This window comes from Acinetobacter sp. NBRC 100985 (assembly GCF_000241225.1).
In the GTDB taxonomy this organism is placed as follows: Bacteria; Pseudomonadota; Gammaproteobacteria; order Pseudomonadales; family Moraxellaceae; genus Acinetobacter; species Acinetobacter venetianus.
In genome coordinates this window covers 19,533-46,132 of sequence record NZ_BAEB01000010.1, presented here as the reverse complement: position 1 = coordinate 46,132, position 26,600 = coordinate 19,533, and the positions used below count along the sequence as shown (strand labels likewise).

The window sequence follows — 26,600 nt, the reverse complement described above, 5'->3', positions numbered from 1 at the left end:
AGATAACAAGCCACTCTTCGCTCAAATCTCCCTCTACAAAAAAAGGGCAATCCTTTGATCGCCCTTATACATTTCATTCAAACTAGCTTATCAAGACTGCATTTCTGAAATTTGCTTTTCAGTATTCGATTTAGCTTCGACTTGATGGTTAACCAAGAAATGACTAAAAAATAATTTATATCCCAAAACACCCAAGCACGCACCAACAATCGGAGCAATAATCGGAACGATAAAATAAGGAATATCCCGTCCGCCTGTAAAAGCAATAGGACCCCACCCTGAAAAATAAGCCACCATTTTCGGGCCAAAGTCACGTGCAGGATTCATTGCAAAGCCTGTCAATGGGCCAAATGATGCACCAATAACCGCTACCAACAAACCCACTAACAACGGAGCTAACGGTCCACGCGGCAAACCATTACGATCATCGCCAATCGCCATAATCAACCAAAGCAGCAACATGGTAATAAACATTTCAACCATGAATGCTTGTCCAATAGAAAGCAAATGATGAGGATAGGTTGAAAAAATTCCTGCCAACTCTAGACTTTCAACACTGCCACGAACCATATTATGACTTTGCTCATAATCGATAAATAGATTGCTATATAAGCTATAAACCAGAAGAGCACCTAAAGCAGCGCCAGCCACTTGGGAAATGATATAGAAAGGCACTTTGCGTTTATCAAAACCTGCAAATAAAGCCAATGCAATCGTCACAGCTGGGTTCAGATGCGCACCAGAAATACCTGCCGAGAGGTAGACAGCCAATGCAACAGCAAGGCCCCACACTAAGCTAATTTCCCACAACCCCAAACTTGCCCCTGCAAGTTTAAGTGCAGCAACCACACCAATACCAAATGATAGAAAAACTGCGGTAGCGAAAAACTCTGCTACACATTGCCCCAATAAGGTGGGTTCCGAGCGACTCATAACAACCTCTCTTGGTCATCGCTGCAAATAGGCAAGACCCTAAATTAAGGACGGCAAATTATATTTATTCTCTATTATGGTCAATATAATTTGGTAATTTTTTGAACGATTAGTAAAATTATTCTCTATGGAAAATAAGATATGATCCTCTTTAAACCAAAACACCAAAATTATCACAAACCACTGTTTTTAAATTAAAATTTAAAATAGAAGCGAGAATTAAAAGAAAATGCAAAAATATTTTCCACACGAATTTTACGCGGAAAAATGAGAGATTTTTATTATAAAAACAAATATTTATCTCATAAACCGATTTAGTTAATCTAATTAACCGATTTACTAGAAATAGTTGATACAAAAACACCACTTTGATTGCTCGAAGTGGTGTTTTTCAAACTACCAAAGCGCAAGCTGAGTACTATTACCAGAAGTATCGACTCCGCCTAATTCAGCAAAGTGATAAAGCTGCCCCAGTAATTGTCTTAACGGTGGACCTGATTTCGCATGCGTATCTGTAATCACGATAAATTCCAATACACGTGCACGCTCAGATTGACGTTGCTTACTCACGCGATAACGAGGGACATCTTGTGTCAATAACGTGACTTTGCCGCGCTTCAAATTGGCTGTCAGCAAATCCTTCGGCTCAATGTTTCCATCAGTCGAATAACTGGTCAGAATATAGCGTGCGTTAATCGTATTTAATAATTTCTCATAAGCATCTTTTGCATGCTTTGATGAATTATATGGGCTTGGACGTTCTTTACGCCACGCACGATCAATACCACTCTTAAAGCCTTTGGTATCTGGAGGAGGTAAATCCACCTGATCCCATAGCGTTAAGGCATTCAATACATGGTAATTACTACTATAGGCATGTTGATTATACGGCGGATCAAGATAAGCAACATCAACCTCAAAACTACTCATTTGATTTGCTAAATGCTGTGCATCTACACACCACACTTCTGCGGCAGGACGCTTCGTATCGCCCATTTCACAGAAACGACTTGGCGTTAACCACAATAAAGACTCGATGCGCTCTAAAGCAGTTTGTGTACGCCCGCCCCAGCCTTGGTGAAAACTTTTAAATACACCACTGGTATTACTGACAAAACTTGCCGAATAAAGTAACGGTGCTAGTAACGCACTCATTTCAACATCGTTAATTGCACCCTGAGCTTGCCAAGTTGCGATTTGCTGACGGATCGCATCAATACGCATACCATTACGACGTTTAAAAAACAAACGATCGCGTGCAGGATCATATACGTCGTCATTTCGAGGACATAAATTATGTGTAACCCAGCCTTTAACTTCAGGCAACCGATTTAAATAATCAATCGCTTTTTGATAGCCACCTAATTCTTTAAACGCTGGTGCATCCACTGAAGCTAAAATGGCATGATTCAATGCATGGCTATAAGGCTCCCAATCATTGGCAATCACACGATAACCATTTTGACGAGCCAAACGAGAAACTACGCCACTTCCTGCAAAGAAATCCGCAAAAATCGGTGGGTTCTTTTTCTTACTATTCAGTGTTCCAGTGATTTCAAGTGCTTCAAGAATCAAATGTAGCAGACGACGCTTATTACCAAGATAAGGAACTAACTGATGAAAAAGATACTCGTCTGTCGTGCGTGCCGCATGACGACGTTTGTGATAAACCGATGGTTCTGGATTCATATCATCTCTTGGATAGGGAGCAATCTTAGGCGAATATCTTGCCCAAGTTGGGTTACATCGATTAACTCAAAGCGAAGCTGCTCAGCCATTTGGCTAAACTCAGCATTAAACATGGCGCGAGCTGTTTGACCAAGCAAAGTCGGCGCAACATAACTTATCATTTCATCAACTAAACCTTGCTGTAAAAAGGCTGTCGACAATGTTGCACCTGCCTCAACCAACACATCATAAATTTGATATTGTTGAGATAAGGTTTGTAATAACTGATTTAAAGGTTGCAGCGTTAATTGTATCACGCCTAATTCATCTAGTTCTTGGCGAAATGGTGTCATCACCATAACAGTTGCAGGATTCTGTAAAATTTTTGCAGAAAGCGGTAGTTGCCCCTGACGATCTAAGATGATCCGCTTAGGCTGAACGACACTTTTAAGATCAATATTTTCTAAAGATCGCACATTCAGTTCACAGTCATCAGCGAGAACCGTTTGAATACCTGTAATCACAGCAGCAGAGATCGCACGCCAATGCTGAACATCCTGACGAGCAGCTGTCCCCGTAATCCACTTTGATTCACCTGACGCCATTGCCGTCCTACCATCGAGGCTTGAAGCAATCTTCAAACGCACATAGGGCAGACCCGTCGCCATTGCCTTCAAAAAACCAAAATTCAATGTTTTTGCAATGTCTTCACAAATGCCCGTTTCAACCGCTATACCAGCATCCTGTAGGATTTTTACACCTTTACCAGCCACTAAAGGATTTGGATCAGCACATGCAACCACAACTTTTTTGACTTGTGCTTTGACTAAAGCTTCAGCACATGGCGGTGTTCTTCCATAATGCGCACATGGTTCTAACGTTACATAGGCTGTCGCATCTTTAGCATTCTCACCTGCTTGGCGTAATGCAAACACCTCAGCATGTGGTTGCCCTGCTTGAGGATGAAAACCTTCACCAATCAGTTGACCATCTTTAACAATGACACAGCCAACATTTGGATTAGGTTTTGTCGAATATTGTCCAAGTCGAGCGAGTTGTATTGCTCGTTGCATCCAATACTGATCTTGAGACAAGGAATCTTGATTTAACTCAGACATGGGTTCTCTAACTTAAGCTTCGTTTTCGCGTTGTTGCATTTGTTCAATTTGATGACGGAATGCTTCGACATCTTGGAAATCTTGATAGACAGAAGCAAATCGGACATAAGCAACGTGATCCAGTGCAAATAAAGCTTGCATGACGATTTCACCGATCGTTCTGGATTTCACATCTCGCTCACCCAAACGTCGAATTTGTGACTGGATATCACTGAGTACTGTTTCAATCTGCTCTTGTGTAACTGGACGTTTTTGTAATGCGTGCATCAATGATCGACGTAGCTTTGCCTCATCAAATGGTTCGTTTTTACCATCGGATTTGATCACACGAGGCATTACCATTTCATAACTTTCAAAGGTCGTGAAACGTTCACCACAAACTGTACATTCACGGCGACGACGAATCTGGCACCCTTCGGCAGCCAGACGAGAGTCAATGACTTTACTATCAGCAGCGTTACAAAAAGGACAATGCATAATTTTGCGATTATTTACTCACTTTGCTTAAGTGTAGCAAAGTTTATGCAAATGCTGAACTAGCTCACCCCATGCATAAAAAAACAGCCCATGAGGGCTGTTTTTTAGATGATCTATAATCGATTATTCGATACGTTCGCCATGTTGGCTAAGGTCAAGACCCATACGTTCATCATCAGCGCTTACACGGATACCCATCACTAAATCAATCACTTTAAGGATAATGAAGGTTACAACACCGCTATATACGATTGTCGCCAATACACCTTCAACTTGAACCCATAATTGACCAGCAAATGTTGGAGCAAGTGCAACTTCAGCAGCTTTGATGATTTCATCGCTGTAGAACACACCTGTAAGAACCGCACCAACGATACCACCAACAGCATGTAAACCGAATGCGTCCAAAGCGTCATCTGCTTTAAGGAAGCGTTTCAATGCTGTAATACCCCAGAAGCAAACTACACCACCGATTAAGCCCATGATTAAAGCACCGCCTACACCGACAAAACCAGCAGCAGGTGTAATCACAACCAAACCAGCAACCGCACCAGAAGCACCACCTAAAACAGATGCTTTACCACGAATTACACGTTCTACGATTAACCAAGAGAATGCAGCAGCGGCAGCAGCAACTTGTGTTACTAAAATCGCCATACTTGCACGAGCACCAGCACCTAACGCACTACCACCGTTAAAGCCGAACCAACCTACCCAGATCAAGCTTGCACCGATAACAGTAAGAGTAAGATTGTGTGGCGCCATTGATTCACGGCCTAAACCAGTACGTTTACCCAACATGTATGCTGCAACTAAACCAGCAACACCCGCGTTGATATGTACAACTGTACCACCAGCGAAATCTAATGCACCTGCTTGGAATAACCAACCATCAGCTGCCCATACCCAGTGAGTAATTGGTGCGTATACCAATATCACCCATACTGCGATGAAAACCATGAACGCTGAATACTTCATACGATCTGCAATCGAACCACTGATAATCGCTACAGTAATGATCGCAAATGTCATTTGGAAAATAACAAATAAGCTTTCAGGAATCGTTCCACTCAAGGCATCAAATGCGACCCCATTCAACATTGCCTTGGCAAGGTCGCCAACATATGCGCCTGAACCAGAGAATGCGAGTGAATAACCTACGATTACCCAAATTAAACTAACTAAAATTGCAGCAGAAAGGCTGAACATCATAGTGCTTAGAACGTTTTTCTTACGAACCATACCACCGTAGAAGAGAGCCAAACCAGGAATAGTCATCAACAGAACGAGTGCTGTTGAAACGAGAATCCAAGCTGTATCGCCTGTGTCTACTGTCGCCTCAGCCGCTGGAGCAGCTTCTTCAGGAGCTGGTGCTTCTACTGCAACGACTTCTGTAGTTGCAGCGCCAGTATCAGCAACTGCTACAGTTTGTTCAGTGACTGGAGTTGATGCAGCATCTTCTGCCCAAACAACAGCTGAACCACCTAAGAGTGCGCCAGATAGACTGAGCGCCATAAGCATTTTTTTCATTCGTGTCCCCCAACCTTATTTTGTGAGCTATTTCTCTTAATTTCTAACTCAGCAAACTTTATGCCAATTTAGACAGCATCTGGCCCAGTTTCACCAGTACGAATACGGATAACCTGCTCTAAATTCGTGACAAAGATTTTCCCATCACCAATTTTGCCTGTGCTTGCGACACGAGTAATCGATTCAATGACTGCATCAACCATTTCATCGCTAATTGCAATTTCAATTTTTACTTTCGGTAAGAAATCAACAACATACTCTGCACCACGATACAGTTCAGTATGACCTTTTTGACGTCCGAAACCTTTGACTTCAGTTACGGTAATCCCTTGAACACCAATATCAGAGAGTGCTTCACGCACATCATCTAATTTGAATGGTTTTACAATTGCAGTTACAAGCTTCATGTTTGTTTTCCTTCGGCTTATTTTCACCAGTAAGGTTTTATGTTCAATTTTCATGCCAATATTTAAAGGTTGGGGATTTTTAAATACTTGGCATAAGCTTTCTTTATAACCTATTTAGGCTTCAAGATGTAGACATACAATCGAAAATAAGTTTCATTTGCCAAAGTTTAGCGATATTTCTAAGTTATCTATCGCGCTTGATTCAACAGCGCTAGAGGATTAATACAAGCAGTGATACACTGAGCAGCAAATATACATAACCTATTGAGCTCTTTATGATTGAAACTCTTTTACAAGCAATTTTGCAGCAAGTTGATCAACCAAAAAAAGATTTAGAAAAAAACCTACGTGCCCTTTTAAATGAAAGCATCGAAAAATTAGATCTCGTATCAAAGCAAGAGCTAGAACGTCAAAGAACTGCCCTTAATTCAGCCAATCAACGCTTAAATGAATTACAACAACAAATGAAGTCACTTGAAGAAATGGTGCAGAACAAAAAATAAGCACCAACACAGTGCAAATTAAACCCTAAAGTGACTAAAAATAAAGCACCATGATGGAACAATAATAAAATGTCTTTTGCAAAAATCTATACGCGGGGATTATTGGGGCTGAATGCCCCTCAAATCGAGGTTGAAGTTCATATCAGTTCAGGACTCCCATCTTTAACAATTGTCGGACTTCCAGAAGCAGCAGTCAGAGAAAGTAAAGATCGAGTCCGTTCAGCCATCATCAATAGTGGTTTTCAGTTTCCAACCAAGCGCTTAACAATCAATTTAGCACCCGCAGACTTACCAAAAGATGGCTCTCGACTCGATTTACCTATCGCACTTGGCATCCTCGTTGCCTCAGGTCAACTACCTGAAAACTGCACGGAAGGATTTGAATTTATTGGTGAACTTGCACTAGATGGGCACTTAAGACCAGTGTCAGGTACTTTAACGATTGCCATGGCGTGCCAACAAGCTCAACATCGCCTATTACTACCAATATCAAATGTAGAAGAAGCCAATCAGTTACCAAACTTTGAGGTTTATGCTGCACAACATCTGCAAGATGTTTGTGCACATTTTTTGGGCAATTCCAAGATAGAAGCCGCACCACAAAGAACAGAAACCACTTCTGCTGGCTATCAACTTGATCTTGCCGATGTAAAAGGACAATTGCGTCCTCGTCGAGCGCTAGAAATTGCTGCTGCAGGAGGACATTCACTATTATTTAAAGGGCCTCCAGGCACAGGGAAAACCTTACTCGCATCAAGATTACCCTCAATTTTGCCACCCTTAGCTGCACATGAAAATTTAGAAGTCGCAAGTATCTATTCGGTTGCAAATGCCCAACATACCTTTGGACAACGTCCATTTCGCGCCCCGCACCATACAGCATCGGCCATCGCATTGGTGGGTGGCGGTTGTCATTTACAAACAACTATGCGACATTCCAAACAACTATGCGATAAATTACAGGTTTTATCTTTACAGTAATCTTTATTTGAAATAAATCATTGAATATAAAAAATAATTTAATATAATTTAAAACAATATCAAAGTACTAACTATATATTTGGATCTTGCAATGTATAATATCTTTTTAAATAATATTAAAGCAGCACGTAAATTAAAAACACAAAAAAATATTGCTGAAGTAAGTCTGAGTATTTTTAGAATGCTTATTCAACATATTTGTATTTCAAATGCAGAATATATAAATATTTTAGCTAAAGAAAGTTCTGAAAACATGTCAAAAATTGATATTAGTTTTATTGAGCTATCTCAACCGGCCGATGGAACATGCGTTGATTTTATAAGTAACTCTCTAACACAGATAGCAAAATTGAAAAACAGCTCTTTAGCTAGATTCTACTTTGAAGATAAAGATATTTCAAACGAACCTGCATTAGTAGAATGGCTACAAATCAAAGAAATATCTTTAAGAAATATCTTACATACATATGTTGAAGATCGAAATGAAAGTATCTTTGGTCATGGTATTTCATCAACTAATTTATTTTTAGATATCGATATTATTGAATATATTTTAGAAAAATTAAAAGTTTATCTACCAGAAAGTAAAGGCGACGATTTTTTATTTTTTCCTAAAAATTTTAATATCTCTACTCCTATTCAAACATTAAGATTATTTGATGGAAATCCTACGTGTTACAGAAAAATCAAAAAAACTAATAATGGGATGATTCATGTTACTGCTAAAGTTCAAACATCCTTAACAAACGCTACCGATCAATCTTATGAAGTACCAAATAAAATTTTTAATATTTCTACAAAAAAAACTTATGAGGTATATGAATATAATGATTGGAATCCGCTAATTTTTTTACCAGAGAGAGCTATATCAGTAGCTGACTTTACAGGACGAAAAAAAGAAATCACTGAGCTTATTGACTGGTTTAATGATCCAGAAGACTCAAAACGATGTCTTGTATATGGTGATGGTGGCATTGGAAAGACAACTCTCATTTTAGAATTTATGCATCGTGTCCTTGAAGGTTCTATTGAGGTCGAATGGAAACCCAGTGTTATTACTTTTTACACAGCAAAAAAGACTCGTTGGGGAATACATGGTTTAGAATCACTCACGAACAACAATCTAGGCGTTGCAGATGTCGCTTTACATATAGCACAACTATTAGAAGTCAAACTTGACAATAGTTGGTATCAAAAAGATGCAGAAACTATTATTCAAAAATTAAAAGGCTTACTTGAAAAAGAGAAGATTAAAAAAAATGAGCATCTCATTATTTTAGATAATACAGAAACTATGGCTGAAAATGATGATGATATTATTAATCTAGGTAAACAAATACACTTACTTTCCCGTTATGCTGGAAGAGTAATTCTTACTTCTCGTCGTACAGAAAGACTTGAAGCAAGACCAATTGAAACAACTAAATGGTCCGATGAAGAAGGTGTAGAATATATTCAAAAAAGAGGAGATATATTAAATATTGATGCAATAAAAAAGGCTGGCATACCTACTTTAAAAAAAATCACTCGAGAACTCAATAATAAACCATTGATTTTGAATGTTTTCATTCAATTTGCAAATGAACTACAAAGCTCACTTAATAGCGCATTAGATAAAGTGAAAAGATTACAGGAAAAAGACTTAGGGATGTTCTTGTTTTCTGATGTTTGGGAAAGATTTAATGAAAAAGAAAAGCACTTTTTACTTCTCTTAACCTATTTTGGTCCTGATCATGATCAATATTTTATGCAATTAGCTTCTGATAAAGCTAATTTAACTTTTTCTTTAGCTCAGAGCACATTAGAAGGTAGTAAAGGGATTTGTCAACTTAGTAGTATTGATGGCCAACTTCAGATTACTTTCAACAATGATTTTATGAAATTTTGTAAAGATAGAACTGTAAATTTTAATGATCAAACACATCCTCTTCAAAAAGATCTAGAAACAATCCAAAAAAGATATATAGAGTTTTTAAAACATATTGAAGTAGAAATATCAGATAATGATCAAAAAGCTTATTTAAGTAGGTTTGCACGGGCAGCTAGAAAATTCTTTAATGAGGGTAATAAAGAACAAGCAATTTCATACTATGAATTAGCGATAGATGAGGATCCAACAAATATTTGGTTATTAGAGAAGTATTCAAACACTCTATTTATATATAAAGATTTTCTACCAGCATTAGAAAAAATCAATAAAGCTACTAACATTGATCCTAATCACTCAGAACTCCAATTTACTAAAGGTAAAATATTAGCCAGAATTAAAAATAAAACCAAAGAATCTATAACGTGCTTAGATTTAGCTCATAAACTCGGGAAATCTATGCACCTATGTGAGTTACAAAAAATATATGTTTATTTAGCAGATGGAGATATAGAGCACGCAACCATATCATTAAATATCGCTAAGAGTAATATCCCTAACGATTCTTATTACCAAAAGTGCAAGATAGAAATTGAACGCTTAGAACGCAAAATAAATCAATATATATTGCCTCTATAGAAAATGTTACTTTAGATGTATTTATAGAATTACCTATAAGCACATTAATGAGGGTCAATAAATTTAACTTTTTAATAATCAATGAGGCAGTATGTTTTATATATTTCTTGATACGTGTGTTTTTTTAGATATTTCTACTAAGAAACAAGAATTACCACTAGTTTCTGCATTGGAAGAACTTGTTCGTACTAAAGTAGCAAAGTTAGTCGTAATTGACTTAGTAGCTCAAGAATATGAAAGAAACAAAGAAGAGGTCGCAAACAAAACAGCAAAACGATTATCTCAAGAATTTAAACAAGTCAAAGCAGTTGTAAGTGAGTTTGCAAAAAAAAATAAAGCTCAAACCATTGAAGTACTAAACGATATAAATGCAAGACTTCCTCTTTTGACTGATGCTAACTATGCAACCATTAACAGAGTTGAGAGACTAATTGAATCAGCGGAAAAAATAAGTATTAGCGAGCGCTCAAAGATTGCAGCCATTCAACGAGGCTTAGATAAAAAAGCTCCATTCCATATCAGTAAAAACTCAGTAGCTGATGCTGTAATTATTGAGCAATTTTATGAATTTTCATTAGGTGTCAATACGGCAGATAGTTGTTTTTTCATAACACAAAATCATAACGACTTTTCTGCCAAAGACCATCGAAAGCCTCATACTGATTTTGAAAATATTTTCAATGGTAATACTTGTTATTTTAACAACTTAGCATCCGCAATCAACCAGATTGATAATAATTACTTAGCTGAAATAGAGTTTGAATATGACTTTACAGAAGAAACTCGGGGTTTAAGAGAAATTCTCGATGTATTAGACGAGCTAGTGGATAAAATTTGGTATAACCGTCATCAAAATCTAATCTGGAAAATAAATGAAGGTGAGATAGAAATTGTTCCTAAAGGTACGAAACACTATGGTAATCATTTTATTCACGAAGATATTCTTGAAGGTGCAATCAAATCTGCCAAACAAGTTAAAGAGACATATGAAGATGTTGGCCCTTGGAATGACTTTGAATGGGGTATGATTAACGGTAAATTGTCAGCTCTACGTTGGGTATTAGGTGACGAATGGGATATGTTAGATACCTAAGATAACAATCGATATCGTTTTCAACTGAATATTATATTTTTCAATCTCTTAAGTATGATACTTTACTAAGAAATATGAATAAAGATAGTTAGAACAGGATATTCCCCTTTCTCAAACCAACCGTACTACAAATTTAATTGTCTAATCGTATAACTCTCAAAACCACTAAATCAAGTAGAGCCATTTCAATTTATCTTCTTAAGATTGCAAAACAATAAAATACAATATATGGTATCAAAATTCAAAGAACTACCACTATATATAGTGGTTATTAAAAATAGAAACATTTTAGGAATAATTTGTAGAAAAATTTGCATACTCTTTACTGTTCAGTTATTATTCATTTAACTTGATCTGTAAGTCAATGATCTTGGAGGTGAATATGACTCATTTCAATCCTGATATGCTTAGTATTGCACGAAACTTTCGTGGCCTTAGTCAAACTGAACTAATTGCTGGAATGGGACAGTCTATTACTCAGGCTTCATTATCTAAAATTGAAAGTGGGGACTTAAAACCTTCCGATGAAGTTATCCAAAATCTATCTAATGCCCTACATTTCCCTATACGATTTTTTGAACATATTGAAAAGCTAAATGCACTGCCGATTAGTTTGCATGCATACAGAAAAAAAAGCTCTACCACAGCTAAAGCATTGAGCCGTATGAATGCTGAAATGATGTTAAAAATGGGCCATGTACAAACATTAGAATTGCTCACAAATGTACCAAAAAGAAAAAACTCCTTACCAACTTTTAAAATTGGCATAGATGTAAACACCCCTCAAGAAGCGGCTAAAAAGCTTAGATCATTGTGGGTGCTAGGAAATGAACCTCTTGAAAACCTAACTGCCACTGTGGAAGATGCAGGGGTTTTAGTCTTTTTATGCGACTTTAAAGATAACAATGTTGATGGCGTATCCTTAAAAATGCATGGCGTGTCTCCATGCGTATTTCTAAATGCAAACCAGCCAAATGACAGAATACGCTTCACATTAGCACATGAACTTGGGCATTTGGTCCTCCATGAAGAGCCATCTGAATTCATGGAAAAAGAAGCAAATGACTTTGCTGCCGAATTCTTAATGCCAGAAGAAAAAATTATTGATCAATTAGGTTCAACCAATTTAGCTCATTATCTAAGACTTAAAAAGGAATGGAAAACCTCAATGGCGGCCTTAATCTATAGGGCGTCAGAGTTAGGAACTATAACTTCAAGTCAAAGTGCCAATTTATGGCGGCAGATGGCTATGCGTGGTTATCGTAAAGTTGAACCAAATGAATTGGATCGAGAACCGACATATAGAGTAGCTTCCATGCTCTTTGACTACGCAATAGATGCAAAAAAAACATCAACATCTGTCATTAGTGAGTTATCTCAATTATTTGACTTATATGAAGATGACTTTAAAAAACTATATTATTTTGACCTAGATTCAATGGAGACTATTGAGATGGTTTCATAAATTAAAAAGCCGACTCTATTGGGTAGAGTCGGCTTGATAGATTTTCACACAGGAAAGGCATATGGCTCTAAGCCCTACGCATACCTCATGTTAGATCTGGCTGTCAGAACCCCATTCTAACATTTAGGCCCGTAAATCTCAAGATTTACCCGCTTATTTTGGTATGCGCCCTGAAAAACGAGCCGCCAAAATAGGAGGGCTAACAATGCCTACCGAAAATCAAGACTTCGTGTTTTGTAAATCTTATCGCCATAAATCTGGAAAAATTATTGTCCATCCAACTGGATATTTTAAATTTCCCAGAACTCGGCCATTGAAAGAAGAAAAGGATACTATCCGTAATAAAAAATCGGATGATCCTGATAACTCAAACTCAATATCGTAAACAAGGTTAAATAACCTACTGCTATGCAACAAAGTTCACAGTAGTAGGTTACTTAATTTTTCTGATCGCACTTAATTTTATGCCCCATTTTAGTACATGGGCTCAGAGAGAATTATGACAACTCAACAGCAGTTTCTTGACCTACTTTCCGATATTGAACCCTCTACAACAACGGTTAATGATTGTTCAAGCGCACATAATACGCTTCGTGATGCTTTAAAAGTGCATAATGAATTCAGCAAAGTACATGTGCATACATTCTTATCAGGTTCTTATAAAAGAAATACGGCAGTACGTCCGACTACCATAGGCGGAATCACACAAAGGCCAGATGTAGATATTATTGCCCTTACAAATCACACAATTAATGATGACCCTCAAATTGTCCTTGATGCAGTACATACGGCATTAAAGGATATTGGATATACCGATCTTACCGTTAACCGTCGTTCAGTAAATGTTAAGTTGAAAAAAGTTGATATGGATGTTGTCCCTATCATTTCAGATGGATATGGCGGCTATCTGATTCCAGACATTCATCTTGAAGAATGGCTAGTTACCAACCCTCCAGCTCATACCGAGTGGACTGTTGAGGTGAATAAAAATGCAAATGGTCGATTTAAGCCTCTTGTGAAGCTATTTAAATGGTGGCGTCGTGAGAACTTGTCTGATTTAAAAAGACCAAAAGGATTCATTTTAGAATGCCTGGTTGCCAAGCATATGAATTACTACGAATCCAACTATGAAAAGTTGTTTGTTTATCTTTTAGAAACGATCAGGGATTCTTATGGGATTTATGCGTCACTAGGCATAATTCCACATTTAGAAGATCCTGGTGTTGCAGGCAATAATGTTTTTTCTGCGGTTACAGCAGATGAGTTCAAAACTTTTTTTGAAAAGGTAGAAGAACAAGCTGCTATTGCACGAAACGCCTTAAATGAAACAGATGATGATAAAGCATTAGCCCTATGGCGGCAGGTTCTGGGTAATCGTTTTCCACGTTCGGCTTCACACAAAAGTGCAAACTCTGCTGATATGGCCAGCTCTTTAATCCGTTCTGCTCTAGGTGCGGGATTAACATTTCCATCAACCCCTGTTTATCCAAATAAACCAGGAGGCTTTGCGTAATGGAACTGCTAAAAACACCATTAGAACGCCTAGCTCAAGAACGGCAGTTATTGACTGATCTTGAGAAAGAGAAAAATAGTTTTAAGATTCAGGAATGGAACTCAACAGACACAAATGAACTGCATTTGAACTTCTCTCTAAAGATAGGAACTATAGATTTTAATGGTGTTTTAGTATATCCAGAGCTTTTCCCAGAGCTACCAGCATATATACGCCCACAAAAATCTGGTGAAAGATGGAGTATCTTGCACCAGTATGGTGGTTCAGGAGTGCTGTGTCTAGAATATGGCCCAGATAATTGGAATACCAATATCAGTGGAGTGGATCTAGTTAGAAGTGCCCAGCTTCTTTTATTAACAGATGCAATGACTGTATTGGAGATGAATGTAGAACCTGTACCATCTAGGCATTCTGAAACAATAGGTCAAAAATTAAGAAGTGTTTCAGAAAGGTTCATTGAAACACCTATGTTACGTCACATACTCTTGGGTAGTGATTCCGAGAAAATGGACTTTAAGATTGCCATCTCAAGCTTTCGAGACAAAACCGTTATTGTTCCAACAAATATTCAGAACAAACCTCTACCTGACATCGTACCATCATTTTCTAATGAAAGATTTGAATTGTCTGGATGGGCAATACGAATTGATTCTGTTCCTCAATTAAAGGAATCCGTAAATGACCGAGTTTCATTAGAATCCTTTTTAGGCAATTTATGGCCTGCTCAGGAGGAATTCACAAGTTCCATACAGCCTATATTGTTATATGACATAAAGGGTAACTTGGAACTATTCTTGGTTAATAATACAGCACCACTTTTCGTAAGTTATCCTGCTATTAATCTACATGATGATCAGAGCCAAAGATTGCCAGCACAATTTAGCCATCTCAATGATATAAGGGTAGCAATAGTAGGTCTTGGATCGTTAGGAAGTAAAATTGCAATTTCACTGGCACGGTCGGGTTGTAAAAACTTTCTACTTATTGATGATGATATTCTGCTCCCCCACAATCTTGTCCGTAATGAACTCAACTGGTTAGATGTTGGCTTTGCTAAAACCTATGCTGTTGAAAGAGCATTAAAACGAACAGCATTAGACATACAAGTTGAAACGTATGAAATGCAAATTGGTGGACAGGAAAATCCTCATTTAAATTCCAATATCGCTAATGCCATTGCCACATGTAATCTGATTGTTGATGCGACAGCAAATACCCATACGTTCTTAACATTAGCTGCAATTGCTAAAAGAAAACACATTCCCATGGTATGGGGTGAAATTTTTGGTGGCGGTGGTGGAGCAATGATGGCCCGTAGTCGTCCAACGTTAGATGCCTCCCCCTTAGAACTTCGCAATCATATTTATGGTGTCTTACAAACGTTGGAACCAATTCCAGAGGGCAAAGTTAATAATTACGGCTTTCAAACACAAAACCAAACATATATAGCATCAGATGCAGATGTAACAGCTCTTGCAGCATCTATGACGCAGTTCACATTAGATACTTTATGTACAATTGATGAGCAATCCTCTTATCCATATTCAGCATATTTAATAGGGTTCCGTAGATATTGGATGTTTCAATGTCCTTTTGATACTCGTCCTATCGACTGTTCGGGTGCTTTAGTAGCAGAATCTCCTACGGATAAAGAAATATTTGAAAGGGAAAATGGCAATTCTATTGAAGAGCCTGAACCGATGAAAGGTTAATACTGATGCTGAAAATATCCATTCCTACTGACATACAAGTTTTACTGGTAAAAGCCCTATTGAAGTCTGGAACCCACGAATGTGGCGGTGTTTTAATGGGTGAGCATATTGGTACAAACCATTTTAGAGTTAACTCATTAACTATTCAAAAGAGTGGAACGATAGCATCCTTTGTACGTGGAATTACGGATGCTATTAAAGCAATCCGTCTTTTTCATAAATCAACAAACAATAATTATCAAAAATTTAACTATTTAGGTGAATGGCATAGCCATCCTCTCTTCAGTGTACAACCCAGCAGTAAAGACCATCACACCATGAGGGAATTGGTGTCCGATCCAAAAGTGGGTGCAAATTTTGTAGTCTTACTGATTTTTCATTTAAAAAACAATCATCTTGATGGCAGTGCTCACACCTACCTACCAGATGGTTCCTGTTACCGATCCACCCTAGATTTAGAGAGATAATAATGAGTGCGAGTCTGTTAGAAAAACAATCAACTGGTGGTGCGATTGCACGAGTAGGATTTGAATATCAGGATGCATTTGTATTAAGGAGCTTACCGCTATGGCTTTCACAAAGTGCATTTAGCCATATAGTGAGTGAAGCATTAAGTGATATAGAAGTTTGTTATTTTTCTTCGGAAAAGTCATTACATGTAATGTATGAAGCAAAAAATCACTCCTTAACGGCTACGGAATTTTGGGATGAAATAAGGCGTTTTAAAAGTCTTTTTGATACCCACCCAAAAAACTTTATTTGGTTTAATTTAGTATGCCCAAGTTATAACACCGCTATCTCACCATTAATTTCAAAAATAGACCGATTAAGAGGGGTTGGATCTTCTTATGATGACGACTCTTCAGTTTCAGTGAATGGGCGCTCGGAATACCTTGATTGGTGTGTTGGTAAAAAAATTGATTTCTCTTTAGCTGAATTTGCTCTTGATTATGTTGGTTTCATAACTTTTAATTCTGAGAATAGTGAGTCTATATTTCTAAGTGAAATTCAAGACACAATAAATATTGAACTGCTCAGGAGTCAGGTCAAACAACTAAAAGATCAGTTTAAAAACCTGATTTCTCGTTCTTCTTTTGGTCCAATATATCGCAAAGACTTTGAAAATTTTATTTGCCATGCTCTTGAAGAAGATAGAAGCCAGTGGCTATTAGATCCTATTAAAATTAATCTTTCAGCATCATCCAGTCAGTATCAAGACTTAAACTTAGATATTAGTGATTTCAATGGTCCTGATCGTGCTCAAAAAACCTCCAGCGACTGGAACAGCCTAATCAAAAAAGCAGTATCGATTGGGGATTTCATTCATAACAGTGGTGACCGTAGAACCCTCCTTATAGATGGCAAACAAAGAATGTCCACTGCATGTATGCTTGGCTATGTTTTTAGTGCCACACGTAATTTCCTACTCGAAATAGAACATAATGGCCTCATTTATCGCACTGATGACCATAAACAGAAAGAGGGACAATTTTTTACTAAAATCGAAGCTGTTGAACCACAGGGTGAAACTGAAGCCATAGTCGCTATCGGATTTCCTACAGCTATAGGTAAAGACATTGACTCTACGATTAATGAAGTAAAGAGCTTGCCTAGATTGAATTTAGAAAGCTCTCATGCCATTGATAATATGGAGACTCTAAATCTTGCTGTGAGAGAGGCAAAATCTGCTTTAGTTTCATTTAAATCCGAAAATAAGTTATCTAAATTACACCTCTTTATTAAAGCACCCTCAGTTTTTGCAATGGTCTTGGGACATCGCTTGAATGGTATTTGCGATATCCAGCTTTACGATTGGGTAGATGGGCAATATATCCCTACAGCCGAACTGAACTTATAAGAAGAATTGATTATTCGATAATATTACCAATAGAGAGGTTGATCATGAACAATCATTCTAATGAAGAAAATACTGATAACTCTTCAGATAAAAAATCACCCGCATTCAAAGTCCTTGAATCCAATGCTGAAAAGTTCTTAATGGTTTGGTGGTATGGGGCGTTAGCAAAAGCTGATCGTAGAAATGCTCAACCTAAAGTTCATGTGGCTTTTAGGGAACTTCTGGAAGATTACACACCCACAGATAATTTTATTTTTATTGATGCAAATATAACAGATTTGATGTCTTGGCCTATTGGAACAGTTTGGCACCATGAACGATTAGTTGACTATCTTCCTTTGGAAATACGGGAATTTGATATTGATCATACAAATTTTAAACATACCTTTGTTCAAGCATATAAGCGAGATGAAAAGACAGGAAAAATAGATCATTTCTTCTCAGACAGGAATAAGTTTTATATTAACCCAAGCCAACGTGAAAATTGTATTTCTTTCTCTTTAAAGGATCAGGAATATAAGGAGCTTCTCGTACCTTGTTTTGAGTTTCTGGTGAGAGGATATGGCCTCTCTACAGAACTTCCTAGAATTCTAACAACATATGATGAGGTCGAAAGACATGAAAGGCTCTACACCCCTCATCCAGAAGAAGAAAATACATGGACTATCCTTATAGGTGATAGTCTCACATCAGATGATCATGTATTTATTGCCTACTATAAATATAGCGAATATACCCAAGATGCCGTAAGAATCTTATTTAGCAGTATTGCAAAACATGATGATTTTATCCAAAGAAACCATATATACCCTAAAGTAATGCCGTGGCATAAGGAAACGAGAAAAATTAGGGTTTCAGGTTTTTGTATTCCTGACACCAATGCTTTTTTAGCCTTGACAATTCTTGGAATAGAACTACCTGATCAAACACTTATCAGACGTGTTCCAAAGGTAATTCACCGCATTAAGAAACCTGTAGATGTCAACTCACCTAATCCTCCTCAGTTGCAACTAGGTCCTGGTCAGATTAACGTATCTGAAGATCAAGGAGGGCGCAAACCATTATTACAATCGGTTATTTTAGGTCATGAATTTACATGGTTAGGTTCAGGCCCTATCGGGGAAAAAAGTAAAACAAAGTATGAAAGAACCATCACCCAACCACAGAGAAAGAAAAATACTAAAGAAACCAATACAGTTGGTACAGGAGAACCTGATAGCTCTAAGGAAGTTCTAAATGTCCAAATTAACCCGACCACTAATGGAGATACAGAGTTTGAAGCTCCATATCATGGAAGAATCATGGGCCTATGGAATGCATGTTTAAAGGCACGCTCGTTAAATCCCAGTATTGTCAATGCAGTCCACTATTATACTTTTGAGGAAGAGTTTGATTACAGCGATAAACCCACTCTCATGGCTTTTTTCGTTAATTCAGAAACATTAAATAATAAAGATATTACAGATGGAGAAAAACAAACTTATAAAAATTGGTGTTATGCAAACTCAAATAAAACAGCACTTCGTGGAGCATTGGTCATCCGATTATCTCTTGTAAATTGCCCTCCAGTTTATCTTTTCGATATACAACCAGCGACTTACGTTTCAACTGTAGATGGGGAAAGTGTTCTCAAGGAGCGTGGGCATGCTGGTCTAATATTTAGGTCAAGAACCGTAGAACAATTTGAGCAGTATATTTCTGGGCTCATGGAGAGCCTGCCTTTGTCAGAGGGCTCTTATACGACAACTCTCCTAGGCTCCAATTTGGTTACTCAATTATTTGTTTTTAGACATTCAAAATCTGCTGGCTTGTCAGAGGGTGAATCAACGTTATTGAATGCTCTAAGAAAAATTGGAATTACGAATATCAAGTTAAAGGAGGAAAAGGAGGAAAAGGAGGAAAAATAATTTTCGAATCTTACAATTGTGACCATCTTCTTTTAGCCTATTCCATAATTCTTTCCTATGGGTAATTTTATTACATATCAAATTGAATTATATATAGTTTAATGGCACTTTTAAGTGCCATTAAACTTGGGTACCACTTGTGACTAGATAAGCACCTATATTAGGAATATTTAACCTTTTTAAACTCAGTGTTCTGAATCCTTTGGTATATTTTCAATAATGCAATGATGAATATCATCGTGATTGTTGAGTGATGTTTCAGCCTGAATAGTGACATGCTCAATACCTAGATTTTGTATGACATTCTCCAGATCATGTAAGAGTATCTGCACTTCCTGCATACTCATTTCTTCACTTACAACAATATGGCAGGATAAAATATAACGTTTACTTGTCAGACTCCATATATGTAAATCATGTACACCTTGAATTCGCTGGTCTTGAAGAATGGTTTCTTTGATTTCTGCCAAGTCAAATTTTTCTGGTGTACCCTGCATTAAAACATGCGAAGCCTTTACTACAACTGAATATCCACTGCGAAGAACAAGTATTGCAACTAGAACACTGGCTAAAGTATCTGCCCAGGCCCATCCAAAGAAGTAGATACATAGCGCAGCAGCAATTGCGCCAATAGAACCTAACAAATCACTGAGTACATGCAGGTAAGCACCTCGCATATTCAAGTCGTGTTCGGTATCACTACCTTTAAAAATCATTACTGCAACAATGATATTAATCAGCAATCCAATACTGGCAACGATCAACATCCCTTGTACTTCAATATGTTGTGGCTGCTGGAACCGTAGAATTGCCTCAATAAAGATGTACAGTGCGATACCAACCAGTGTAATACCATTCAATGCAGCAGCCAGTATTTCAAAGCGTTGATAGCCGTATGTTTTATTTTTGGTAATCTGTTTTTGACCGATAAAGACTGCTGCAAGTGCAATACCAAGTGCAACAGAGTCACTCAGCATGTGGCCAGCATCCGAAATCAAGGCCAAACTATTGGTAATAAAACCACCTATAAATTCCACTGCCATAAAAATGGTAATCAGTAAAAAACTTATGGTCAGAATTTTTTTATTACTCGGGATATGGCTGTGGTCGTGATCATGATGATGACCACCATGACCGTGATGGTGTCCTGAGTGATCATGGTTGTGTTTATGGCCGTTACCATGACTATGCTTATGCCCAGAATGATCATGTTCAGAGTGTTTATGCTTGTGATCTTGTGTATGGTTGTGCGAAGACATTTTATAGCATTCCTGATTATGGCTCTAACTGACTACGCAATGGATGATTGTTGTAGTAATCACCGATGTATGTAATCTTATTATTTTTAACCTCAAAAAATGAAGCACCTTTAAAAGTGATTACTTTTGCGTCTTTTTTACCAGACTGGTCTTTTTTATTGAGGGTTCCCTGAAGCTGCCATTCGACAGCAACCTTATCACCAACAATGAGTGGCGGGGATGTAAGCGTCATCTTCCGATCAGGAATGACTGTTAATAAAAACTTGGGTACCTCAATTACAGATGCTGTACCTTTACGGGTTTCTTCATTACTTGTATTGAAATACTCAACATTCGGGTCAAGAACTTTAGTCAGGTCATCTGGCTGCGTACCATTCCAGATATTAAGATAGCTCTCCACGGTTTCCAAAGCTGTATTGATCGGTGCTTTTGCATGCGAAATTGAAGCTAATCCTAACGTCATAAGAATGAGTAAGAATGTCATGAAAAAAGGCTTTGATTTTTCCTCTTGACCATCAAAATCTTGCTTCAATTGATTGATATAAATAATGTTCATCACATTCACCTTAGACTTGAGTAAGTTCATCAGCGATCCGTTCGGCATCTTCCCTGGTATCGACGATTTCATAAGGTATGCCAAATGCCTTTACAGCCATTTCCGTCATCTTTCTGATGGCAACTCTTTTTTCCTGATCAGGTTCAATGCAGATAATTGCCTTACACAACTGATTAAGTTCATCTTTATGGTTTTTAAGCCAAAGACCACGTTGTTTAAAGTCTTCAGGTGTTTCTTGCATTGATAATTGATCATAAACAATCACAAACGGACTACTCATTTCCAGGAACTCCTGCATTTCCAACTGCCATTGAGGTGAATAGCCTGGAACTGCCTGATCTTGCTTAAACTCAACAAATGGGAAGTTTTCTATATCATGGATAATAAATTTCATTTACATGACCTCATATTCTGTTTCATCTTTTCAGGAATTCATCTCTTTCCATCAAAAGATGAACTCCATCGATGTGCTATTTCAAAGATTTACGTTCAATCTGTACGGTATGTTCATTCCAGCCTCCACCTAATGCCTTGTAGAGGTTGACCTGATTATTCAGGCGTTCCAGGCGGGTCTGTATAAGTGCCTGCTGAGATGCGTACAGTGTTCGTTGTGAGTCGAGGACTGCGAGATAATTATCTTCACCAGCATCAAAACGTAAGGTTGCCAACTTATGAGCATCCTGGCTGGCCGCAATCATTTGCTGCTGCGATTTGATCTGTTCATCTAGCGTAGATTTGCCAGCCAGCCCATCAGCAACTTCACGAAAAGCTGTTTGAATAGATTTGTCATAGTTGATGACTTCAATCTGCTTCATGATATGTGAGCGATCCAGATTTGCCTGATTTAAACCTGCACTAAATATGGGCAAGTTAATCTTGGGCATAAAACTCCATGCACCTGTACCTGCATTAAATAGATTATCCAGACTGGAACTTGCCGTACCCGCCGAACCCGTTAGGGTAATGGATGGAAAAAATGCTGCACGGGCTGCTCCAATGTTTGCATTCGCAGCCTGAAGCTTATGTTCTGCGGCACGAATGTCTGGACGACGTTGAAGTAGATCCGATGGTAAACCAACTGGTATATCCTGTATGACAACCTGATCAGGAATTTTTGGGGACTGGTCCAATTGGACCGCAAGTTCCTGTGTTAATGGCGAACCCAGAAGTAACACCAGAGCATTACGATCCTGTGCAGTAATACGCAAGAATTTTGCATAATTGATTTGTGCTGTGCGCAGTCCTATTTCAGCTTGACGTAAGTCAAATCGGGTTGCATTACCAACATCAACAAGTTTCCTGGTCAAGTCATAGGATTTCTGCTGTGTCGCCAAAGTCGCCTTGGTTAAACCTAACGTTTCCTGATCGGCCTTATAGACCAGATAAGCATTAGCAACTGCGGATACCAGACTTAACTGTGATGCTGTCTGGACCTCTTTAGAAGCCAAATAGTTCTGTAAAGCCTGATCACTCAGACTGCGTACTCGGCCCCATAAATCGATTTCCCATGCGACCGAAGTAACACCAACCTGATACATGCGGGGGTTATAAGCAAGATCAGACGGTAAACGCTGACTGGCTGACTCTGCGGTAACACTCACATGTGGTAAACGGTCAGCACGACGAATACGATACTGTGCTTCTATCGCCTCAACATTTAAAGCTGTCACCTTAAAATCATGATTGTTTTTCAATGCATGATCGATGAGTTGGAGCAAGACAGGATCGGTATAAAAGTCACGCCAGCCAATATCGGCTGCGACTGTTTGCTTTCCATTGTTCACTTGCCGCCCTGGATAAGCTTCTCCTGTTGGATAGTGTTCCGACATAGGAGAGACAGGTCGCTCATATATTGGTGCCATTGAACATCCTGCAAGAATAGTGGCAATGGTTAGTACACTCATTTTCTTGAGGAAAGTGTATCGGTTTAAATGAAGTGTTAAATTTTTCATTTTGAACCCTCCTGTACGATTGCTTTGGCCTGTTCTCTACGCAGAATAAAATTACGAATGACGACATAGAAAATTGGTGTAAACAGTAAACCAAAGATCGTCACGCCTAGCATTCCAGAGAAAACAGCGATACCCATTGTATGACGCATTTCTGCACCAGCACCTGTGGCTAATACCAGTGGTATCACACCAGCAATAAATGCAATTGAGGTCATCAGAATTGGGCGTAATCTTAATCGGGCTGCTTCAAGTACCGCATCAAAAGGATTCAAACCCTCATCCTCTTTGGCTCGGGCAAACTCCACAATTAAGATGGCATTTTTTGCAGCAAGTCCCACCAGAACAACAAAGCCAATCTGGGTAAAGATGTTGTTATCACTACCAGTTACCCAAACACCCACAATCGCAGATAACAAGGCCATTGGTGCAATAAGTAATACTGCAAAAGGCATTGACCAACTGTTGTATTGAGCTGCAAGGAAAAGGAACGCCAAAATAATTGCCAGAGCAAAAACCATGACCGCAGTATTGCCTGTATTCTTCTCCTGATAGACCAGATCGGTCCATTCATAGGTCATGCCTTGTGGCAATGTTTCCTGCACAATTTTTTCAATTGCGGCAGTTGCCTGACCAGATGAATAACCTGGTGCAGCGTTACCACTAATATCGGCTGATGGGAAACTGTTATAGTGCATAACACGGTCGGGGCCAGAACTACGCTTAATCGTGACAAAGGTCGAAAGTGGAATCATGTCTCCCGCTGCATTTCTCACCTTTAACAGATTAATATTCTCTGGTTGCATACGGAATGGGGAATCTGCCTGAGCAATTACACGATAAGTACGACCAAACCGATTAAAGTCATTGATATAGATTGACCCCAGATTGATTTGTAGTGTTTCAAAAATATCGGTCAGTGGTACACCTTGTGACTTCGCTTTTACACGGTCAATATCAACTTCAATCTGTGGAGCATTTGCCTGGAAACTCGCAAGCATACCGACAAGTTCAGGCGTCTGAGAGGCTTTCGCCATAATCTCGCCCTGTACACGTGCCAGTGTTTCAAAGCCTAAACCAGCCCGATCTTCAATTTGTAGCTTGAATCCGCCCATAGAACCTAAGCCAGGTACTGGTGGTGGTGGAAAGATGCCCGCAAATCCGTCAGGAATCTGACTGAATTTGCCCATTAATTTTCCAGCAATTGCTTGTGCTGACAATGATGGGTCTTGGCGGGCTTCAAAAGGATCAAGCATGGCAAACATTAAGGCAGAGTTGGGTACATTGACTGGACCACTTGGCGTAAGTCCTGAGAAAGCCACAACGTTTTCGACGCCAGGCTCTTTCAAAGCAATCTGCGTCATCTGTTTAACCACAGCTTCTGTTCGGTCTAAAGATGCACCTGTAGGTAATTGGGCAATACCAACCAAATAATATTTGTCTTGGGCAGGAACAAACCCTTGCGGCACTTTATTGAAACCTAACCAGGTTAGGCCAAGGAAACCTACATACAAGATGAGCATGATGGCACTTAAACGTATACTCTTGCGTACTGCGTCCACATATTTGTCTGATGCCTTATCAAAGAATCGATTGAATCTTCTAAAGAACCAGCCGAATAAGCGCTCAGTCAAATCACGTTTTCTATCTCCAGCCTGATGAGGTTTAAGTAATATGCCTGCTAAAGCTGGTGAAAGTGTCAAAGAGGTGATTGCAGATAAGATAGTTGAAATAGCGATAGTCAAAGCAAATTGGCGATAAAACTCACCCTGTAATCCTGTAAGAAATGCCGAGGGAATGAATACAGCAGATAAAACCGCAGTAATCGCAATAATTGGTCCTGTGACTTCAGACATTGCTTTACGAGCCGCCTCTTTTGGCGATTCGCCTAATTTAATATGCTGTTCAACGTTTTCCACTACTACAATTGCATCATCAACTACAATACCAATCGAGAGAACCAGCCCGAATAATGTCAGGGTATTTAGGGAGAAGCCAAAATAATACATAATTGCAAACGTACCAATTAGGGAAACTGGAACGGCAATTAAAGGAATAATGGATGCGCGCCATGTTTGCAGGAAGAGGATGACAACAATGACAACAAGTGCAATGGCTTCCAACAGGGTAGTAATGACTGATTTTAAAGAAGCTTTTACGAAAATATTCGGATCATAGGGAATTTTATAATCCATACCCTCAGGGAAACCCTTCTTCAATTTTGCAATCGTTTTACGGACCTCATTTGAAACATCCAGCGCATTAGCACCTGGGGTCATAAAGATTTGTAAGGCAGAAGCCGGTTTACCATTCAATAAAGCTCTCATATTATAGGCATCAGAACCCAGTGCAACTCGTGCAACATCTTTTAGACGGGTGATTTGTCCAGCATCCCCAGCCTTGACTACGATCTCACTGAACTGTTCTTCAGTGGTTAAACGTCCCAGCGTATTAACCGTCACCTGATAGGCGGATGTTGTATTTGGCTGTTGACCAACAGAACCTGCAGCAACCTGCATGTTTTGTTCACGAATGGCGGCAACCACGTCATTGGCCGTTAAACCACGGGCAGCTACTTTTTCAGGATCAATCCAGACACGCATCGAATACTCACCAGCACCGAAAATTTCTATATTTCCAACGCCTGGTAAACGTGCAAGCTCATCACGAACATTCAAGAGTGCATAGTTGGATAAATACAGGGGATCATGGTTCTTGTTGGATGACACCAAATTGATGACCATGAGAACATCGGGGGAAGTTTTTTCAGTTACAACACCAATTCGTTGAACTTCTTCAGGTAAGCGTGGCAATGCGCGAGAAACCCTGTTTTGCACCTGTATCTGTGCCTTATCAGGGTCAGTACCCTGTTTAAAGGTAACGGTCAGTACCATCTTGCCATCGGCTGCGGTTTGAGAACTCATATACAACATGTTCTCAACACCATTCACGACTTGTTCCAAGGGGGAAGAAACCGTTTCGGCAATGATTTTGGGATTGGCACCAGGATAACTTGCGATGACCTGTACAGTTGGGGGTGTAATTGCCGGGTATTCACTCAATGGTAATTTAAACAGTGATAAAGCACCTAGAATGACGATCAGCACAGAGATCACGACCGCAAATATTGGCCGATTGACAAAGAAATGGGGGAAGTTCTTCATG

General features: G+C 38.8%; 21 protein-coding genes and 1 pseudogene. 11 read left to right on the top strand and 11 right to left on the bottom strand.

All coding sequences use genetic code 11. From position 1 onward, the window contains the following. Positions 1-90 precede the first annotated feature (90 nt). The 6 genes from ACT4_RS03150 to glnK all read right to left on the bottom strand — a co-directional run bounded on the left by ACT4_RS03150 (position 91) and on the right by glnK (position 6,133). A complete protein-coding gene (locus ACT4_RS03150; RefSeq protein ID WP_007479786.1) occupies positions 91-933 on the bottom strand; it encodes an MIP/aquaporin family protein in 843 nt (280 codons plus the stop codon). Between the two features lie 396 nt (positions 934-1,329). After that, positions 1,330-2,622, bottom strand: a complete 1,293-nt coding sequence (locus ACT4_RS03145; protein ID WP_004876328.1) for a DNA adenine methylase — start codon at positions 2,620-2,622, stop codon at positions 1,330-1,332. Then, entirely contained in the window at positions 2,619-3,719 is a 1,101-nt protein-coding gene (ribD, locus tag ACT4_RS03140; RefSeq protein WP_007479785.1) for a bifunctional diaminohydroxyphosphoribosylaminopyrimidine deaminase/5-amino-6-(5-phosphoribosylamino)uracil reductase RibD, read from the bottom strand. The genes ACT4_RS03145 and ribD overlap by 4 nt, the downstream gene beginning before the upstream one ends. Before the next feature lie 12 nt (positions 3,720-3,731). Beyond that, positions 3,732-4,196 carry a transcriptional regulator NrdR gene (nrdR, locus tag ACT4_RS03135; RefSeq protein WP_004876323.1) on the bottom strand — a complete coding sequence of 155 codons (465 nt, stop codon included), beginning with the start codon at positions 4,194-4,196 and terminating at the stop codon, positions 3,732-3,734. 123 nt (positions 4,197-4,319) lie between these two features. Further along, positions 4,320-5,726 carry an ammonium transporter gene (locus tag ACT4_RS03130; RefSeq protein WP_004876320.1) on the bottom strand — a complete coding sequence of 469 codons (1,407 nt, stop codon included), beginning with the start codon at positions 5,724-5,726 and terminating at the stop codon, positions 4,320-4,322. A 68-nt stretch (positions 5,727-5,794) separates the two neighbouring features. Continuing rightward, the gene (gene glnK, locus ACT4_RS03125; protein ID WP_000780326.1) at positions 5,795-6,133 is read right to left on the bottom strand and encodes a P-II family nitrogen regulator; all 339 of its coding nucleotides are present in this window, start codon (positions 6,131-6,133) and stop codon (positions 5,795-5,797) included. Between the two features lie 275 nt (positions 6,134-6,408). Here glnK and ACT4_RS03120 point away from each other — a divergent pair, with 275 nt between their 5' ends. The 11 genes and pseudogenes from ACT4_RS03120 (at position 6,409) to ACT4_RS03070 (ending at position 19,671) form a co-directional block, all read left to right on the top strand. Further along, positions 6,409-6,636, top strand: a complete 228-nt coding sequence (locus ACT4_RS03120; RefSeq protein ID WP_004876316.1) for an accessory factor UbiK family protein — start codon at positions 6,409-6,411, stop codon at positions 6,634-6,636. A 69-nt stretch (positions 6,637-6,705) separates the two neighbouring features. Further along, positions 6,706-7,551, top strand: a pseudogene (locus tag ACT4_RS03115) (YifB family Mg chelatase-like AAA ATPase); the annotation flags it as partial. Positions 7,552-7,708: 157 nt separating this feature from the next. Then, the gene (locus tag ACT4_RS03110; RefSeq protein WP_007479728.1) at positions 7,709-10,123 is read left to right on the top strand and encodes a tetratricopeptide repeat protein; all 2,415 of its coding nucleotides are present in this window, start codon (positions 7,709-7,711) and stop codon (positions 10,121-10,123) included. Between the two features lie 91 nt (positions 10,124-10,214). After that, complete coding sequence (locus ACT4_RS03105) at positions 10,215-11,216, top strand: PIN domain-containing protein (RefSeq protein ID WP_007479726.1); 1,002 nt, start codon at positions 10,215-10,217, stop codon at positions 11,214-11,216. A 382-nt stretch (positions 11,217-11,598) separates the two neighbouring features. Beyond that, positions 11,599-12,681, top strand: a complete 1,083-nt coding sequence (locus ACT4_RS03100) for an ImmA/IrrE family metallo-endopeptidase (RefSeq protein ID WP_000148671.1) — start codon at positions 11,599-11,601, stop codon at positions 12,679-12,681. Positions 12,682-12,886: 205 nt separating this feature from the next. Then, positions 12,887-13,066, top strand: coding sequence for a hypothetical protein (locus ACT4_RS17650; protein WP_001141891.1), 180 nt, complete (start codon positions 12,887-12,889; stop codon positions 13,064-13,066). Positions 13,067-13,180: 114 nt separating this feature from the next. Continuing rightward, positions 13,181-14,194, top strand: a complete 1,014-nt coding sequence (locus ACT4_RS03090) for a nucleotidyltransferase (RefSeq protein WP_000211630.1) — start codon at positions 13,181-13,183, stop codon at positions 14,192-14,194. Next, a complete protein-coding gene (locus ACT4_RS03085) occupies positions 14,194-15,906 on the top strand; it encodes a ThiF family adenylyltransferase (RefSeq protein ID WP_000421732.1) in 1,713 nt (570 codons plus the stop codon). Before ACT4_RS03090 ends, ACT4_RS03085 begins: the two co-directional genes overlap by 1 nt. Positions 15,907-15,911: 5 nt before the next feature. Then, positions 15,912-16,373: a Mov34/MPN/PAD-1 family protein gene (locus ACT4_RS03080; protein WP_000913090.1), complete on the top strand. Its 462-nt coding sequence runs from the start codon at positions 15,912-15,914 to the stop codon at positions 16,371-16,373. A 2-nt stretch (positions 16,374-16,375) separates the two neighbouring features. Next, a complete protein-coding gene (locus tag ACT4_RS03075) occupies positions 16,376-17,764 on the top strand; it encodes a dsDNA nuclease domain-containing protein (protein WP_001276481.1) in 1,389 nt (462 codons plus the stop codon). A 44-nt stretch (positions 17,765-17,808) separates the two neighbouring features. Further along, complete coding sequence (locus ACT4_RS03070; protein ID WP_004777775.1) at positions 17,809-19,671, top strand: hypothetical protein; 1,863 nt, start codon at positions 17,809-17,811, stop codon at positions 19,669-19,671. 185 nt (positions 19,672-19,856) lie between these two features. Here ACT4_RS03070 and ACT4_RS03065 read toward each other — a convergent pair whose 3' ends face one another. The 5 genes from ACT4_RS03065 to ACT4_RS03045 form a co-directional block, all read right to left on the bottom strand. Continuing rightward, complete coding sequence (locus tag ACT4_RS03065) at positions 19,857-20,930, bottom strand: cation diffusion facilitator family transporter (protein ID WP_000094607.1); 1,074 nt, start codon at positions 20,928-20,930, stop codon at positions 19,857-19,859. Positions 20,931-20,946: 16 nt separating this feature from the next. Beyond that, positions 20,947-21,516 carry a nuclear transport factor 2 family protein gene (locus ACT4_RS03060; protein WP_004777772.1) on the bottom strand — a complete coding sequence of 190 codons (570 nt, stop codon included), beginning with the start codon at positions 21,514-21,516 and terminating at the stop codon, positions 20,947-20,949. Then, the gene (locus tag ACT4_RS03055) at positions 21,497-21,880 is read right to left on the bottom strand and encodes a hypothetical protein (protein WP_005060897.1); all 384 of its coding nucleotides are present in this window, start codon (positions 21,878-21,880) and stop codon (positions 21,497-21,499) included. The genes ACT4_RS03060 and ACT4_RS03055 overlap by 20 nt, the downstream gene beginning before the upstream one ends. Positions 21,881-21,956: 76 nt before the next feature. Continuing rightward, the gene (locus ACT4_RS03050) at positions 21,957-23,438 is read right to left on the bottom strand and encodes an efflux transporter outer membrane subunit (protein WP_005060895.1); all 1,482 of its coding nucleotides are present in this window, start codon (positions 23,436-23,438) and stop codon (positions 21,957-21,959) included. After that, positions 23,435-26,599, bottom strand: a complete 3,165-nt coding sequence (locus ACT4_RS03045) for an efflux RND transporter permease subunit (RefSeq protein WP_004777768.1) — start codon at positions 26,597-26,599, stop codon at positions 23,435-23,437. The genes ACT4_RS03050 and ACT4_RS03045 overlap by 4 nt, the downstream gene beginning before the upstream one ends. Position 26,600: the final 1 nt, after the last annotated feature.